The 14,122-nt window shown below is 59.8% G+C and carries 13 protein-coding genes; 8 read left to right on the top strand and 5 right to left on the bottom strand.

What is annotated here, in order from left to right; translation table 11 throughout:
• Positions 1–37: 37 nt before the first annotated feature.
• The 3 genes from gmtY to ACM3N8_RS07100 form a co-directional block, all read right to left on the bottom strand.
• Complete coding sequence (gene gmtY / locus ACM3N8_RS07090) at positions 38–1,510, bottom strand: gamma-mobile-trio recombinase GmtY (protein ID WP_416015776.1); 1,473 nt, start codon at positions 1,508–1,510, stop codon at positions 38–40.
• A gap of 167 nt (positions 1,511–1,677) precedes the next feature.
• Positions 1,678–2,313 (bottom strand): FKBP-type peptidyl-prolyl cis-trans isomerase, encoded by a 636-nt coding sequence (locus ACM3N8_RS07095; RefSeq protein WP_241279964.1) that lies wholly within the window; start codon positions 2,311–2,313, stop codon positions 1,678–1,680.
• Between the two features lie 157 nt (positions 2,314–2,470).
• A complete protein-coding gene (locus tag ACM3N8_RS07100; RefSeq protein WP_042035019.1) occupies positions 2,471–2,677 on the bottom strand; it encodes a YheV family putative zinc ribbon protein in 207 nt (68 codons plus the stop codon).
• Between the two features lie 39 nt (positions 2,678–2,716).
• Between ACM3N8_RS07100 and ACM3N8_RS07105 the strand changes: the two genes are divergently transcribed.
• From ACM3N8_RS07105 to ACM3N8_RS07115, 3 genes are all read left to right on the top strand, one after another.
• Positions 2,717–3,403, top strand: coding sequence for a hypothetical protein (locus ACM3N8_RS07105; protein WP_416015779.1), 687 nt, complete (start codon positions 2,717–2,719; stop codon positions 3,401–3,403).
• A gap of 161 nt (positions 3,404–3,564) precedes the next feature.
• Positions 3,565–4,464: a chemotaxis protein gene (locus tag ACM3N8_RS07110; protein WP_042870112.1), complete on the top strand. Its 900-nt coding sequence runs from the start codon at positions 3,565–3,567 to the stop codon at positions 4,462–4,464.
• Between the two features lie 69 nt (positions 4,465–4,533).
• Positions 4,534–5,517 (top strand): hydrolase, encoded by a 984-nt coding sequence (locus ACM3N8_RS07115; protein ID WP_241279966.1) that lies wholly within the window; start codon positions 4,534–4,536, stop codon positions 5,515–5,517.
• On the opposite strand, the gene ACM3N8_RS07120 is transcribed toward ACM3N8_RS07115, so the two are convergent.
• The gene (locus ACM3N8_RS07120; protein ID WP_416015781.1) at positions 5,499–6,650 is read right to left on the bottom strand and encodes a membrane-associated sensor domain-containing protein; all 1,152 of its coding nucleotides are present in this window, start codon (positions 6,648–6,650) and stop codon (positions 5,499–5,501) included. The two genes, ACM3N8_RS07115 and ACM3N8_RS07120, sit on opposite strands and share 19 nt — an antisense overlap.
• 89 nt (positions 6,651–6,739) lie before the next feature.
• Between ACM3N8_RS07120 and ACM3N8_RS07125 the strand changes: the two genes are divergently transcribed.
• Positions 6,740–6,982 (top strand): YheU family protein, encoded by a 243-nt coding sequence (locus ACM3N8_RS07125; protein ID WP_042870108.1) that lies wholly within the window; start codon positions 6,740–6,742, stop codon positions 6,980–6,982.
• A 512-nt stretch (positions 6,983–7,494) separates the two neighbouring features.
• Here the strand turns inward: ACM3N8_RS07125 and ACM3N8_RS07130 are convergent.
• Entirely contained in the window at positions 7,495–8,841 is a 1,347-nt protein-coding gene (locus tag ACM3N8_RS07130; RefSeq protein WP_416015783.1) for a UDP-glucose dehydrogenase family protein, read from the bottom strand.
• A gap of 220 nt (positions 8,842–9,061) precedes the next feature.
• Between ACM3N8_RS07130 and arnB the strand changes: the two genes are divergently transcribed.
• Genes arnB through arnD form a run of 4 tightly spaced genes read left to right on the top strand, consistent with a single transcriptional unit; the run spans position 9,062 to position 14,065 of the window.
• On the top strand, positions 9,062–10,198 hold the full coding sequence (gene arnB / locus ACM3N8_RS07135) for a UDP-4-amino-4-deoxy-L-arabinose aminotransferase (protein ID WP_290063807.1): 1,137 nt from the start codon (positions 9,062–9,064) through the stop codon (positions 10,196–10,198).
• A gap of 6 nt (positions 10,199–10,204) precedes the next feature.
• Complete coding sequence (gene arnC / locus ACM3N8_RS07140; protein ID WP_043135086.1) at positions 10,205–11,182, top strand: undecaprenyl-phosphate 4-deoxy-4-formamido-L-arabinose transferase; 978 nt, start codon at positions 10,205–10,207, stop codon at positions 11,180–11,182.
• Positions 11,182–13,173 carry a bifunctional UDP-4-amino-4-deoxy-L-arabinose formyltransferase/UDP-glucuronic acid oxidase ArnA gene (gene arnA, locus ACM3N8_RS07145; protein ID WP_416015785.1) on the top strand — a complete coding sequence of 664 codons (1,992 nt, stop codon included), beginning with the start codon at positions 11,182–11,184 and terminating at the stop codon, positions 13,171–13,173. Before arnC ends, arnA begins: the two co-directional genes overlap by 1 nt.
• Complete coding sequence (gene arnD, locus ACM3N8_RS07150) at positions 13,166–14,065, top strand: 4-deoxy-4-formamido-L-arabinose-phosphoundecaprenol deformylase (RefSeq protein WP_274452505.1); 900 nt, start codon at positions 13,166–13,168, stop codon at positions 14,063–14,065. The genes arnA and arnD overlap by 8 nt, the downstream gene beginning before the upstream one ends.
• Positions 14,066–14,122 lie beyond the last annotated feature (57 nt).

Below are 14,122 nucleotides of genomic sequence, written 5' to 3' on the forward strand. Positions count from 1 at the left end.
GCTTCGACCATCTTTTTTTGTCCTTTTTTTGTGCCCATTATCTACTCCTCAAAAGAGGGCTCTTTCCACTAAAATATCCCTGTGGGTCTATGTCTTCAAAACCGTATTGGAGCAATGATTTCCAGCTTAATGGCTGTTCGCTACTTTCAGTATTCTCTAACTGTTGAGATGCCTCATTTAGTGCGAGGGATATAGCACGCTGGCTTTCCTGGGTATAAATTAATTGAGAGTCCAGGCTGGAATGGTGCATACAACGCTTTATCATCAACGGACCTAATTTAGCCTGCTTAAGTCGTCTGCCGTAATTATGCCTATGTCCGTGCGGGCTAAGCCCATGTGTTTTGTTTGGTGCTAGCCCAATTCGGCCTAAGCCTGCTCGATAGTTGCAATTAAATGCGTTTAGCGTATATGGCGTACCCAGAGTTTTAGTATGAAATGAGATGAATGCATAGGGGTGCTCGCATGGGATACTGGCACGATATTTTAAATAATCCCTCCATAACATCATAAATAATTTCCCATACACAGTAGGAAACCATTGAACTTGAATGTACCTATCATCACTATTGTCAAATATCCGTGATTTCCACCCCAGATGTTGTGTTCCCACCATATTGATCCGAGGAACACGAGAAAATTCCTCCTGTAAATATGCCTGACGAGTACATACACCCCGGCGGCTTTTCCAGTCATTAGGTGCCGTACCATCAATCTCATGATGTATTCTAACAATAGAAGAGTCAGGCTCTTCAGGGTTTTCAAAAACGTCAGTAACCCAAAGGGTTAGTGCCTCGCTCTCACGTAGACCACCTCCATGCATTAGTAATAAGACCAGTTTATCTCTCAATGCAACACGAGGGTCTTTCGTCTCTCCGATTCCAGATTTGAAGAATTGAGGCCATTCCTTTTCAGGGAAGGCGGGGGTATCTTCATTTGAATGGAAGGAATTGCGTGAATGGCGTTGTCTTAGAGTGCGCGCTCTTTTCACAACCGGTTCTTGGCTTTTATCTTTAATATGGCCGAGATAGTCATTTTGATTGCGCCGAAACCACGCAGCGTAATTGAGTCTCTGTTCGTGAGAAGTGGCATTACATAATGGATTTAGGGGTTCAACTCCCAATTTATTAGCGATCCAATCACTCAATTTGACTAGGCTGAGAACCAGTTTGTCGGTAGTCGCCTCAGATGATGGAACCCAATATAAACCTGATGGATCTAATCCGCTCTCACTACCAATAGTCCCTCCATAGAGACGCTGCACGAAGGACTGAAACAACCTTTTCGGATCACTAAAACAAGCGTGATTAGCATCCAAGTAATCTATGAGTAGGCATACAGATTGAACACAACGGCGGAGTGTTGAGTCACTAGCCCCCTCTGCACGTCTTTTCAGAAGGTACTCAGTGACTATTGATAACTCACCCTCTTCAGTCAATACAATGGGCAACTGGGTCTTGATCCCAGTGTTGTCGTCAATGATTGTGGCTCTGACACTAACAGATGTAACCACTTGGATTCTCCATTGTACAACGTACTCTATTTACACTATTAGTCCTCATTCTCCAGATGTCAAAAAAGAGGCAGATTTCTCTGCCTCTTTCTTATAAGTACACACTTTATGGCACTATATATAAGCCAGGCGCGGTTTTTTTTATCGGGCTATGCCCAGGGCACAGATCAGTGCTGGTGACCCTTGCCACCGCAGCCGCCGCCACCGCAGCAACCGCCATGACCCTGCTCGTCGCCGTGGTCATGACCGTGATCGTGGCCATGGCCACCGCCGCAGCAACCGCCGTGCTCATGGTCGTGACCGTGGTCGTGGTCATGACCATGATCGTGACCGCAACCACCGGCACCGTGAACGTGGCCGTGAGCCAGCTCTTCGGCCGTGGCGGCACGCACGTCCTTGATCTCGACCTTGAAGCCCAGGGTCACGCCAGCCAGCGGATGGTTGCCATCCACCTTGACGAACTCTTCGGACACTTCGATGACGGTCACAGGGCGGTGGCCATCGTCAGTCTCGGCCACAAAAGTATCCCCTTCAGACACTTCCATGCCGTCAAACAGCTCGCCAGGTACTTCTTGCACCAGGCTTTCGTCGTATTCGCCATAGGCCTGGGTCGGTGCCAGCGTGACGTCGAACGCCTCGCCCACACTACGGCCTTCCAGCTCGGCTTCGAGGCCGGAGACCAGATAACGGGTACCGTGCAGATACACCAGAGGCTCTTTACCGACAGTGGTGTCGATGACTTCACCGTGTTCGTCGGTGACTGTGTATTCCAGCGTAACCACGCTCAGGGGAGCTACTTTCATGTCAGGGATCCTGCGGATAGAAAAAAACGGGCCCAGAATACCTCAAAAAGGCGGCCAAGCATATGGCAGGTCCGGCTCAGTCGTGATGAAAAAGTCATCAATGTGAAGCGGCATGGGCCTGACCCGCACCTCGCCCCCGGGTATTGCGGTGGGACCCTCATTCGGGACGAAACACGCCTATCACCTGTTCCGTCTCCCGGGTCACCTTGTCCACCTCGGCCTGGGTCTGCACCTGGGTATCACCGCAGTCGACACAGGTCACCTTCTCGACTCCATGCTCCATATACAGCATCATGGTGTCCATTTTGCCGCACGCCGGACAAACCGCACCGGCAATGAAGCGTTTTTTACGTCTGGTTTCCATTCTTGTTACCTCCAGGCAGCATCATATCAGGGTTTTTACATGCATCACGCCATCGAATGCCAGCATTTTTCCTCTCCGTACCTGCAAGTCGGCGGCCGCAAACGCACGCCGGTGGGCCAGTTGCTGCGGATAACCCGGGGCGCGGCACTGCTGCGACTCGGCCAGCATGAATTGCTGCTGACGGCGGGCAACAGCTTCTGGCTCTGCGCCGATGCCCTCGCCGCCTTCAGCCCGCTGGCGGGCTGCCACCATGATCTGCTGACCTGTTCCCTGCGGGTTGCCCAGCCAGCCCAGGCGGGCTGGTTGCAACCCACCCCGCTGCTGGATGCCCTGTTCGACAGCCTGGCCCAGTGGCAGCGTCCCCGCGACTGGCAAGGGGCCTATGGTCATCGCCTGCAGGTGATGCTCGACGAGTTGCAGGCCTGCCCTCTGTCGCAACACGCGGATCAGCCGCTGCAAGGCGCCTGGCGCGCATTGATCAGCCAGCAAGCGGGCAGTGACGCCGCCTGGCAGGCCTGTCTCTCCCAGCGCGGGATCACGGATCCTGGCCTCGCGGCCGATACCCTGAGCGCCCAGTGGCAGCTGCTGCAGGCGGTACGCCTGCTCAAGAGCGGCAGCAAGCGGGCACAGGTGGTGAGCAAGCTCGGCTACCGGGATGAAGAGGCCCTCGCCCAGGCCTGCCAACGCTGGCTTGGCGCCAACCTGGATGCACAGCAAGCCGCCTGACCCGGCGGGCCGAAAACCGGGCCGGCCAGGCGAAAAATGGGGGAAATGAGTCCAGTTTTGCGGCAAACGGCCGCTAATAACGGGAGGGTCATTTCTCCTATAATCCTTTATGCTAGGGGCCTGAATTGACTGATACCGTTTTGACTCACAGGACATCTGCCATGAAAAGCAAAGCCAACCAATCCCAGGGCATGTTGCTGTTTCATCTCTCGGCCAAACAATCCTTCGCCATCGGCACCCTCAAGGTGAAGGAGATAGTGCCTTACACCCAGCTCACGGCCATGCCGCACTCACACCCGACCGTGCTCGGCGCAGCCAGCATGCGGGGCACCACAATCCCGGTGATCGACATGGCCATGGCGGTGGGCTATCGCCCGATCAGCAAGGAGGAGATGCCGAACTGCTTCATCATCATCACCGACTGCCGCCGTACCCTGGTGGGCTTTCTGGTGCGCGGCATCGACAAGATCACCGAGTGCAACTGGCGCGACATCGAATCCCCGCCCGCCGCGCTCGGCCATAACGTGTTCGTGACCGGGGTGACCCGGGTCAACGACCAGCTGATCCAGCTGCTGGACGTGGAGCTGATACTGTCGCGGGTCTACCCGGACGATCCCAGCCACCTCTATCCTGTGCTGACCGACGTGCAGCGTGAGCGGATCAAGCCGATGCGGATCCTGCTGGTGGACGACTCCTCCGTCGCCCGCCGCCAGCTGATGGCGGCGCTGGACTACATCAACATCCCCTACGAGGTGTGCACCAACGGCAAGGATGCGCTGGCCCTGATGCAGGCTCGCGCCAGCCAGAAGACCCCCATAGATATCCTGGTGAGCGATATCGAGATGCCGGGGCTCGACGGCTACGAGCTGGCCTTCGAGGTACAGAGCGACGCGACGCTGGCGGGGGCCTACATCATATTGCACACCTCGCTCTCCAGCGAGATCAGCGTGGAGCGGGCCCACCAGGTGGGCGCCCACGAGGCGCTGACCAAGTTTGAGGCCAACGAACTGATCCAGGCCATGCTGCGCGGTGCCGAGCACCACGACAGCCTGCTGGCCTGACAAGCCGGCGAGAAGCCCCCCTTCTCGCCGCACTTTTTGACTGCCCTGATGCCTGTTTCGGACCCCATCATGCTCATAGAGAGTCACTTCCACGCCCCCTGGTGGGCGCGCAATCCCCATCTGCAAACCATATTGCCAAAGTGGCTGCGACGGGCGCCGGCCCGCTTCGTGGCCGAGCGTTTCGAACTGGCGGACGGGGATTTCGTCGATCTTGCCTGGAGCGGCGACATCAGCCAGAACGCGCGGCCACTGATGGTGTTGTTTCACGGGCTGGAGGGGAGCATCCACTCCCACTATGCCAAGGGGTTGTTCGCCCATCTGCAACGACAGGGGGACGAAGCCGTGCTGATGCATTTTCGTGGCTGCAGCGGCGAGCCGAACCGCCTGCTGCAGGCTTATCACTCCGGCGCCATCGAGGATGCACAGGCGCTGATCGCTGAACTGGGCCGGCGCTTTCCTGGCAAGCCACTGATCGCCATCGGTTATTCGCTGGGGGGCAACATGCTGGTCAATCTGCTGGCGCGGGCCTGCCCCCGTGAGCTGCAGGCGGCCGTGGTGATCTCGGCACCGCTGCGGCTGGACAGCTGCGCCGATCGGGTCAATCAGGGCTTCTCCCGGGTGTATCAGAGCTATCTGCTGCGCACCATGCGCGACAACCTGCAAAACAAGATCCGGCACCAGGCCGAGGCTGGCAAACGCTGGCAGCCACAGCAGGTGCAACAGATTGCCACCCTGCGCGACTTCGACGAGCAGGTCACGGCGCCGCTGCACGGCTTTGCCAGCGCCGACCATTACTACCAGCGCTGCTCCGGCCTGGGGCTGCTGGCCCGCATCCCCATTCCCACCCTGGTGATCCATGCCGCCGACGATCCCTTCATGACAGAAGCCGTGATCCCGCGGCCGGAGCAGCTCTCACCCATGGTGCGTTACGAGTTGAGCCGACGGGGCGGCCATGTGGGCTTCCTGCACGGCACGCCCTGGCGCCCCCGCTTCTGGCTGGAGGAGCGTATCAGCCAGTGGGTGAAGGAGCAGACTCAGGGGGCGAGCAGGTAGCCGTTGCGCCCCGTCTCCTTGACCCGATAAAGCGCCTCGTCGGCCCGCACCAGCATGTCGGCGACCGACTCCTGCCCCCGCCACAGGGCTATGCCCTGACTCACAGTCACGCAGGGAGAGACCTCCGACAGGGCATGGGGAATGGCGCGCACGGCCAGGGCCGCGGCGATGCGCCCGGCAATCTGTCCGGCGATCCCGTCGTCGGCGCCGGGCAGCAGGATCACGAACTCCTCCCCGCCATAGCGAGCCACCACATCGGCCGGCTGCCGCACCGCCTCCCGCAGGCAATCGGCGACCGCGATCAGGCAGTTGTCCCCCTGCAGATGACCGTAGTGGTCGTTGAAACGTTTGAAGAAATCCACATCCAGCAGCAGGATGGCAAACTCGCCATGCCGCTGCTGCGCCTCGGCCAGGATCTGCTCGCTGACCTTGGCAAAGTGACGCCGGTTGGCCAAGCCGGTCAGGGGATCCTGCTTGGCCATGCCATCGAGCTGACGAGCCAGCGCCAGGTTCTCATGCTCGCGAGACACCGCCAGCACAAACCAGCCGTTCAGCATGCGGCGCCCCGTCTCCAGCATGATGATGAGGCAGCCTACCGCCAGCCAGTGCACCGCAGGGAAAGGAACCTTGACGAACAAGGCCTCCAGCAACAAGAAAAGCAGGGGAGGCACACTGAAACAGTAAAACAGCCTCACCTCGCAATAGAGGGCCACCAGCGCCGCCATCAGCAGCAGGCTGATGAGATCGAAGGCCAGACTGAAGCCTCCCCTCAGCTCGATCAGGGCGATGGCGTAGCCGAGCAGCGCCCAGGCTATCCCCCACAGCAGGGCGCCAGCCCGCAGACAGGGCGGCCAGACAGTCAGGGGTTGATGGGACAGCCAGCGCCAGAACAGCGGAAACAGCAGGCAGACCAGGGTCATCAGGATAACCTGCACCTCGTAACTCCAGGGCAGCACGCGGGCGATCACCAGATGGGCATCGCGATAGACATAGAAGCGGGCAAGCAGGAACAGGATCGCCAGCTGGTTGACGGCCCAGAACCAGTGCAACCCCTTGCTCAGGGCCAGACGGCGTGACTCGCACAGGTGCTGATCGAAGTGGGTGGAGAGGCGGCGTTGTTCATCAGACAGCATGTGCACACCCGCTGACAGCCCCATAAATCCCTTGCGCTTGCTGGCAACAGATAGACAATATCCACTCTCTGGTAACTGAAGATGAACCCATGATTATCCCCTGGCAAGACTTGGACTCCGATACCCTCAACAGCCTGCTCGAGCACTTCGTACTGCGGGAAGGCACCGAGTACGGTGAGCATGATGTCAGTCTGGCTGACAAGGTCGACGATGTCAGACAACAGTTGCAACAAGGCCTGGCCGTGATCGTCTACAGCGAGCTGCACGAGAGCGTGAACATAGTGTCAAAGGCCACCCTCAGCAGCGCTCCGGTGGACGATATACCGGAATAGCCCTGCCATTTCCATCCCAATCTGGGTCTTGCCAGCGCGACCAGCAGGATGGCACCACGAACCCGACAGTTCCCGCCCAGGAGCCGCGCATTTCCCGGATATAAAAATGGCCCGCCGAGTCATCGGAGGGCCATTTGGGGCAAATTATGTGCCTGGGCGGCGGAATTTATTCAGCGATCCCGGTTCTATTTTGAATGAATAGAGAGCCAGCCTTGATCACACCAAATAAAAATAGATGTCGTTCACGCTGATATAAACGGGTGTTCATGTTTCCCGGCTGGGCGGGAAAATCCATAGCGGAAATATAATTAAGAAACAGAGAATCTCATCACAATATTGCCGCAATATGACAAGACAATTCCCCCATATCAATACAGGGTTCATGTCCATCTATGGCTGGCCCGGCACCACCAGCCCCCATATTTGCAATCGATGGCAAGCAGAGTCCTGATGATAGGTAAATCACAGGCGTGCGATGCAATGGCGGGCGCTCATATCGGCGCACCCATCCCTTATTTCGTTACCGACTCGCCGCGACCAATGCCGTAGTAATGAAAACCATGCTCCTTCATGCGACCCGGATCAAACAGGTTGCGACCATCCACGATCAGCGGCCATGTCAGCGCCTGCTTGATGGCGACGAAGTTGGGGGCCTTGAAGTGGTTCCACTCGGTGCAGATCACCAGGGCATCCGCACCGAACAGGGCGGCCTCCTTGGTGCCCATCAGCCTCAGGTTGTCACAGTTGCCATAGAGGTGCTGGGCCTCCTGCATGGCCTCGGGATCATAGGCCTGCACAGTGGCACCGGCTTGCCAGAGCGCCTCCATCAGGGCCCGGCTCGGCGCCTCGCGCATGTCATCGGTATTGGGCTTGAACGCCAACCCCCACAGGGCGATTATCTTGCCGGACAGGGTCTCCCCTTCGGATCGGAAGAACTCTGACAGCAGCTGAAAAAGCCGCGATTTTTGCTGCTCATTGACCCGTTCCACCGCCCGGATCAGCGGCGTGTCGTACTCCAGCTCCTGGGCCGTTGCCAGCAAAGCTTTGACATCCTTGGGAAAACAGGAGCCACCATAGCCACAACCAGGGTAGATGAACTGATAGCCGATACGCTGATCCGAACCTATGCCCTGGCGCACCATCTCGATGTCGGCACCGACCCGCTCGGCCAGTCCGGCCATCTCGTTGATGAAGCTGATTTTGGTAGCCAGCATGCAGTTGGCGGCGTACTTGGTCAGCTCGGCGCTGCGCACATCCATGAACAGAATGCGGTCATGGTTGCGGTTGAACGGCTCGTAAAGCTCGCGCATCAGCTGGCGAGAGGCCTCGTTGGCAGTGCCCACCACGATGCGATCCGGCCGCAGGCAATCTTGGATGGCGGAGCCCTCCTTCAAAAACTCGGGGTTGGAGACCACATCGAAGGCAAAGGAAACATCTCGCTGCTGCAAGATGGCATTCACCCTGGCCGTCACCTTGTCGGCTGTGCCCACCGGCACGGTCGACTTGTTGACTATGACGACGGGGGTATCGCGATGCAGGGCTATGGTTTCGGCCACCGCCAGCACATGGCGCAGATCGGCGGAACCATCGTCCCCCGGCGGCGTGCCGACCGCCAGAAATTGCACCTCGCCGTGTTTGACGGCCAGCACGGCATCCGTGGTAAACACCAAGGCACCGCTCTTGATATTGCGCTGAAGCAGGGCTTCCAGCCCGGGTTCATAGATGGGAACCTGGCCGGCCATCAATTCAGCCACCTTCTGTTCATCGACATCGACACAGATAACCTGGTGGCCGACATCGGCCAGTACTGTGGCCTGGACCAGGCCCACGTAGCCACTTCCAAATACAGTAATATTCATATTGATACAACCAAAATGTCAGAGATGATGTAATTTGGAAAAACAAGAATCTGGGGGGTTATAAATATTTACCACATTACCTAAGATGACAGCATGAGTTAATTGTTACCAGCTGTTTCTGGCCCATTGCAGGCCCGCTTTTATATACGATATGTTGAGCATCATTTTTAGGGCTGCCCCGCCTGCTGGGCACTGATTAATATTCATTGTTGGATCGCTTATGCAAGATTTTCTGCCATTTTCGAGGCCCGCCATCGGCGATGCCGAGATAAGTGCTGTCTGTGAGGTGCTGAAATCGGGCTGGATCACTACCGGCCCGAAGAATCACGAGCTGGAGCAGCAATTCTGTGACACATTCGGCTGCCAGCATGCGGTCGCACTCTGCTCTGCCACCGCCGGCATGCACGTCACCCTGATGGCGCTGGGGATAGGCCCGGGGGATGAGGTGATCACCCCCTCCCAGACCTGGGTCTCCACCATCAACATCATCACCCTGCTCGGCGCCGAACCCGTCTTCGTCGACGTGGACAGGGACACGCTGATGACCAGCGCCGAGCTGATAGCCCCGCTCATCACGTCCAAGACCAAAGCCATCATACCGGTCCACTACGCCGGTGCCCCCGTCGATCTGGACCCTATCCTCGACCTGGCACGCCAGCACGGCATCCCCGTCATCGAAGATGCGGCCCACGCGGTCGGCACCCGCTACCGGGAGCGCTGGATTGGCGCCACCGGCACCGCCATCTTCTCCTTCCATGCCATCAAGAACCTGACCTGCGCCGAAGGGGGCATGCTGGTGACCGATGACAAGGCGCTGGCGGACAAGGCCCGTATGCTCAAATTCCACGGGCTGGGGGTGGATGCCTTCGATCGCATGAGCCTGGGCCGCAAGCCGCAGGCGGAAGTGATCACCCCGGGCTTCAAGTACAACCTGGCCGACATCAACGCCGCCATCGCCCTGGTGCAGCTGGCGCGTCTGCCCGAGCTCAATGCCAGACGGGCCGAGCTGGTGGCCCGCTATCAGGAAAAACTGGCCGGCCTGCCGCTGATGCCGCTCGCCGTGCCCGCCTATTCCCATCTGCACGCCTGGCACCTGTTCATGGTACGGGTCGACCCCGAACGCTGTGGTCTGGACCGGGATCGGCTGATGCAGGCGCTGCAGGAGCGCGGCATAGGCACAGGGCTGCACTTTAGGGCCGCCCATACCCAGAAATACTACCGCGAGCGCTACCCGACGCTCAGCCTGCCTCATACCGAGTGGAACTCATCGCGCCTGTGCACCCTGCCACTCTTCCCGGACATGACGCTGGCCGACGTTGACCGTGTGGTCGCGGCACTCATCGACATATTGGAGTAACGACACGTGAACAACACAGACATCAAGCTGGTTTCGGTGATCATCCCCGTCTACAACGAGGAGGCCAGCCTGCCCGTGCTGCTGAGCCGGGTCACGGCCGCCTGCGAACTCCTGCCCCAGGATTACGAGGTGATCCTCATCGATGACGGCAGCCACGACGGCTCCACCGAGATCATCAGCGAGGCCGCAGCCAAAGACGGCAGCAAGCTGGTCGGGGTGCTGCTCAATCGCAACTATGGTCAACATGCCGCCATCATGGCCGGCTTCGAGACCGCCAAGGGGGATCTGGTGATCACCCTGGATGCGGATCTGCAGAACCCGCCGGAGGAGATCCCCCGTCTGGTGGAGGCCGCCATGCAGGGTTATGACGTGGTGGGGACGGTGCGCCGCAACCGCCAGGACTCCTGGTTCCGCAAGACCGCCTCCCGCCTCATCAACAAATCGGTGCAAAGAGCCACCGGCGTGCACATGAGCGACTACGGCTGCATGCTGCGGGCCTACCGCCGCCACATCATAGACGCCATGCTCTGCTGCCAGGAGCGCAGCACCTTCATCCCCATCCTGGCCAACAGCTTCGCCCGTCGCACCATAGAACTGGAAGTCGGCCATGCCGAGCGGGCCCACGGGGAATCCAAATACGGCCTGATGCACCTCATCAACCTGATGTATGACCTGGTCACCTGCATGACCACCACCCCCCTGCGGCTGCTCAGCATAGTCGGCAGCGTGGTGGCGGGCATAGGTTTCACCTTCTCCATCCTGCTGATCCTGATGCGCTTCGTGATGGGCGCAGACTGGGCCGCCGATGGCGTCTTCACGCTCTTTGCCATTCTCTTCACCTTCGTCGGCGTACAGCTGCTGGGCATGGGGCTGCTGGGGGAATACATAGGCCGCATGTACACAGACGTGCGCGCCCGTCCCCGCTACTTCATCCATCAGGTCGTGCGCACCGCCTCCACCCCTTCGCAACAGGAAGCTGAATAATGAAAGTTGTCGTCTTTGCTTATCACGATATCGGTTGTACCGGTATCGAGGCCCTCCTCGAGGCAGGCTACGAGATCCAGGCCGTCTTCACCCACGCCGACGATCCCGGCGAGAACCGCTTCTTCGGCTCGGTAGCCCAGCTCTGCGCCGAGCACGATCTGCCAGTCTACTCCCCCGAGGATGTCAACCATCCGCTCTGGGTCGAGCGCATCAAGGAGCTGGCGCCCCAGGCCCTCTTCTCTTTCTACTATCGCAACATGCTCAAGCAGGCGATCCTGGACATCCCCTCGGCCGGGGCCTTCAACCTGCATGGCTCCCTGCTGCCCGCCTACCGCGGCCGCGCGCCCATCAACTGGTGTCTGGTCAATGGCGAAACCCAGACCGGCATCACGCTGCACCAGATGACGGTGCGGCCCGATGCCGGCGCCATCGTCGCTCAGCAGGCCGTCGAGATAAAAGACGCCGACACGGCGCTGACCCTGCACGGCAAGGTGCGCCTCGCCGCCAGGACCTTGCTGGAGGCCGAGCTGCCGAAACTGCGCGCCGGCGACATCTCGCTCACCCCGCAGGATGAGAGCAAGGCCAGCTACTATGGCCGCCGCACCCCGGCCGATGGCGAGCTGCACTGGGATAACCCGGCCCAGGCGCTCTACAACCTGGTGCGCGCCGTCACCCAGCCCTATCCGGGCGCCTTCAGCTTCGCCGGCGATCGCAAACTGACGGTGTGGAAGGCAAATCATCTCGAGCAGACCAGTGACAAGCTGCCCGGCACCATCCTCAGCCAGGATCCGCTGCGCATCGCCTGCGGTGAAGGGGTGCTGGAAATCGTGGCCGGCCAGGCGGAAGGCGGCCTCTATGTGCGTGGCGCCCAGCTCGCCCGTGAGCTGGGTCTGGTGGCCGGCATGCGGCTCGGCCCCAAGGCCAGCAATGCCCTGCGCAAGGAGCGCCTGACCCGGGTGCTGATCCTCGGGGTCAACGGCTTCATCGGCAACCACCTGACCGAGCGCCTGCTCAAGGATGGCCGTTACGAGGTCTACGGGCTGGATATAGGCGCCAGCGCACTGGAGCGCTTCATCGGCCACCCCAACTTCCATTTCGTGGAAGGGGACATCAGCATCCACACCGAGTGGATCGAGTATCACATCAAGAAGTGCGACGTGATCCTGCCGCTGGTGGCCATCGCCACCCCCATCGAATACACCCGCAACCCGCTGCGCGTATTCGAGCTCGATTTTGAAGAGAACCTCAAGATCGTTCGCTACTGCGTGAAGTACAACAAGCGCATCATATTCCCCTCCACCTCCGAGGTGTACGGGATGTGCGACGATCACAGCTTCGATGAAGACGAATCCCGCCTCATCGTCGGCCCCATCAACAAGCAGCGCTGGATCTACTCCGTCTCCAAGCAGCTGCTGGATCGGGTGATCTGGGCCTATGGCAAGAAAGAGGGTCTCAGCTTCACGCTGTTCCGTCCCTTCAACTGGATGGGCCCGCGCCTCGACAGCCTGGACTCCGCCCGCATCGGCAGCTCCCGCGCCATCACCCAGCTGATCCTGAACCTGGTGGACGGCACCCCGATCCAGCTGGTGGATGGCGGCGCCCAGAAGCGCTGCTTCACCGACATAGAGGACGGCATCGAGGCCCTGTTCCGCATCATAGAGAACAAGGGCAACCGCTGTGATGGCCAGATCATCAACATCGGCAGCCCGGACAACGAGGCCAGCATCCAGCAGATGGCCGAGGTGCTGCTCACCAAGTTCGAGGCACACCCGCTGCGCCACCACTTCCCGCCGTTTGCCGGCTTCAAGATGGTGGAGAGCAAGTCCTTCTACGGCGATGGCTATCAGGATGTCTCCCACCGTCGTCCGAGCATCAAGAATGCCCGCCGCCTGATCGACTGGGAACCGACCATCGAAATGGAAGAGACCATAGGCAAGACCCTGGACTTCTTCCTGCAAGGGGCGGTCACCACGGGAGTCGAGCATGATTGATGTGGGTCTGCGGATCGACGTTGATACCTTCAGGGGGACCCGTGACGGGGTTCCCCGCTTGCTGCAACTGCTCGACAAGCATCAGGTCAAGGCCAGCTTCTTCTTCTCGGTCGGCCCCGACAACATGGGGCGCCACCTGTGGCGCCTGCTCAAACCCCGCTTTTTGCTGAAGATGCTGCGCTCCAACGCAGCATCCCTCTATGGGCTGGACATACTGCTGGCCGGCACCGCCTGGCCCGGCAAGTCCATCGGCAAACAGCTGGGCTCCCTGATGCGCGACACCGACAGCGCCCGCCACGAGGTGGGGCTGCACGCCTGGGATCACCACGGCTGGCAGGCCAACACAGGACGCTGGGGCGAGGCCGAACTGATCCGCCAGACCCGGCTCGGGGTGGATGCGCTCAACCAGATCCTGGGACGGGAGGTGGACTGCTCCGCCGCCGCCGGCTGGCGGGCAGACCCGCTCACCACCCAGGCCAAGGAACATTTCGGCTTTCGCTACAACAGCGACTGTCGCGGCAGCGGCCTGTTTCGGCCCCTGCTGCAGGACGGGCGGCTCGGTACGCCGCAGATCCCGGTCAATCTGCCCACCTTCGATGAAGTTGTCGGCCCCGAGGTGACGGCGGCGCAGTTCAACGCTTTCATCCTGGGCAGGCTCTGCACGCCGCCGCAGGTGGCGCCTCACGTCTACACCATTCACGCCGAAGTGGAAGGGATCGTGATGGCGGAGCAGTTCGATGCCCTGCTCGGCGAAGCCAGGGAGCGCGGCATCCGCTTCGTTCCGCTGGGGGATCTGTTACCATCCGACCCCGCTCAGCTGGGCGCCGGGCGGCTGGTACGCGGCACCCTGCCAGGGCGAGAGGGCTGGCTTGGCTGCAAGGCCGACGCATAGACCAGACACAACAAGTCAGGCCACCAGACAGTGGCAGGATGAACCATGACGCAGCAC

Origin of the sequence: Aeromonas sp. A04 (genome assembly GCF_047780465.1) — a bacterium.
In the GTDB taxonomy this organism is placed as follows: domain Bacteria; phylum Pseudomonadota; class Gammaproteobacteria; order Enterobacterales; family Aeromonadaceae; genus Aeromonas; species Aeromonas bestiarum.

What these genes read in the sequence shown, in the direction of transcription:
- arnB (WP_290063807.1), top strand. Translation starts at nt 9,062, where the DNA reads ATGCAAGATTTTCTGCCATTTTCGAGGCCCGCCATCGGCGATGCCGAG.
- ACM3N8_RS07100 (WP_042035019.1), bottom strand. Translation starts at nt 2,677, where the DNA reads ATGGAAACCAGACGTAAAAAACGCTTCATTGCCGGTGCGGTTTGTCCG.
- ACM3N8_RS07105 (WP_416015779.1), top strand. Translation starts at nt 2,717, where the DNA reads ATGCATCACGCCATCGAATGCCAGCATTTTTCCTCTCCGTACCTGCAA.
- ACM3N8_RS07120 (WP_416015781.1), bottom strand. Translation starts at nt 6,650, where the DNA reads ATGCTGTCTGATGAACAACGCCGCCTCTCCACCCACTTCGATCAGCAC.
- arnD (WP_274452505.1), top strand. Translation starts at nt 13,166, where the DNA reads ATGATTGATGTGGGTCTGCGGATCGACGTTGATACCTTCAGGGGGACC.
- arnA (WP_416015785.1), top strand. Translation starts at nt 11,182, where the DNA reads ATGAAAGTTGTCGTCTTTGCTTATCACGATATCGGTTGTACCGGTATC.
- ACM3N8_RS07095 (WP_241279964.1), bottom strand. Translation starts at nt 2,313, where the DNA reads ATGAAAGTAGCTCCCCTGAGCGTGGTTACGCTGGAATACACAGTCACC.
- ACM3N8_RS07115 (WP_241279966.1), top strand. Translation starts at nt 4,534, where the DNA reads ATGCTCATAGAGAGTCACTTCCACGCCCCCTGGTGGGCGCGCAATCCC.
- ACM3N8_RS07130 (WP_416015783.1), bottom strand. Translation starts at nt 8,841, where the DNA reads ATGAATATTACTGTATTTGGAAGTGGCTACGTGGGCCTGGTCCAGGCC.
- ACM3N8_RS07125 (WP_042870108.1), top strand. Translation starts at nt 6,740, where the DNA reads ATGATTATCCCCTGGCAAGACTTGGACTCCGATACCCTCAACAGCCTG.
- ACM3N8_RS07110 (WP_042870112.1), top strand. Translation starts at nt 3,565, where the DNA reads ATGAAAAGCAAAGCCAACCAATCCCAGGGCATGTTGCTGTTTCATCTC.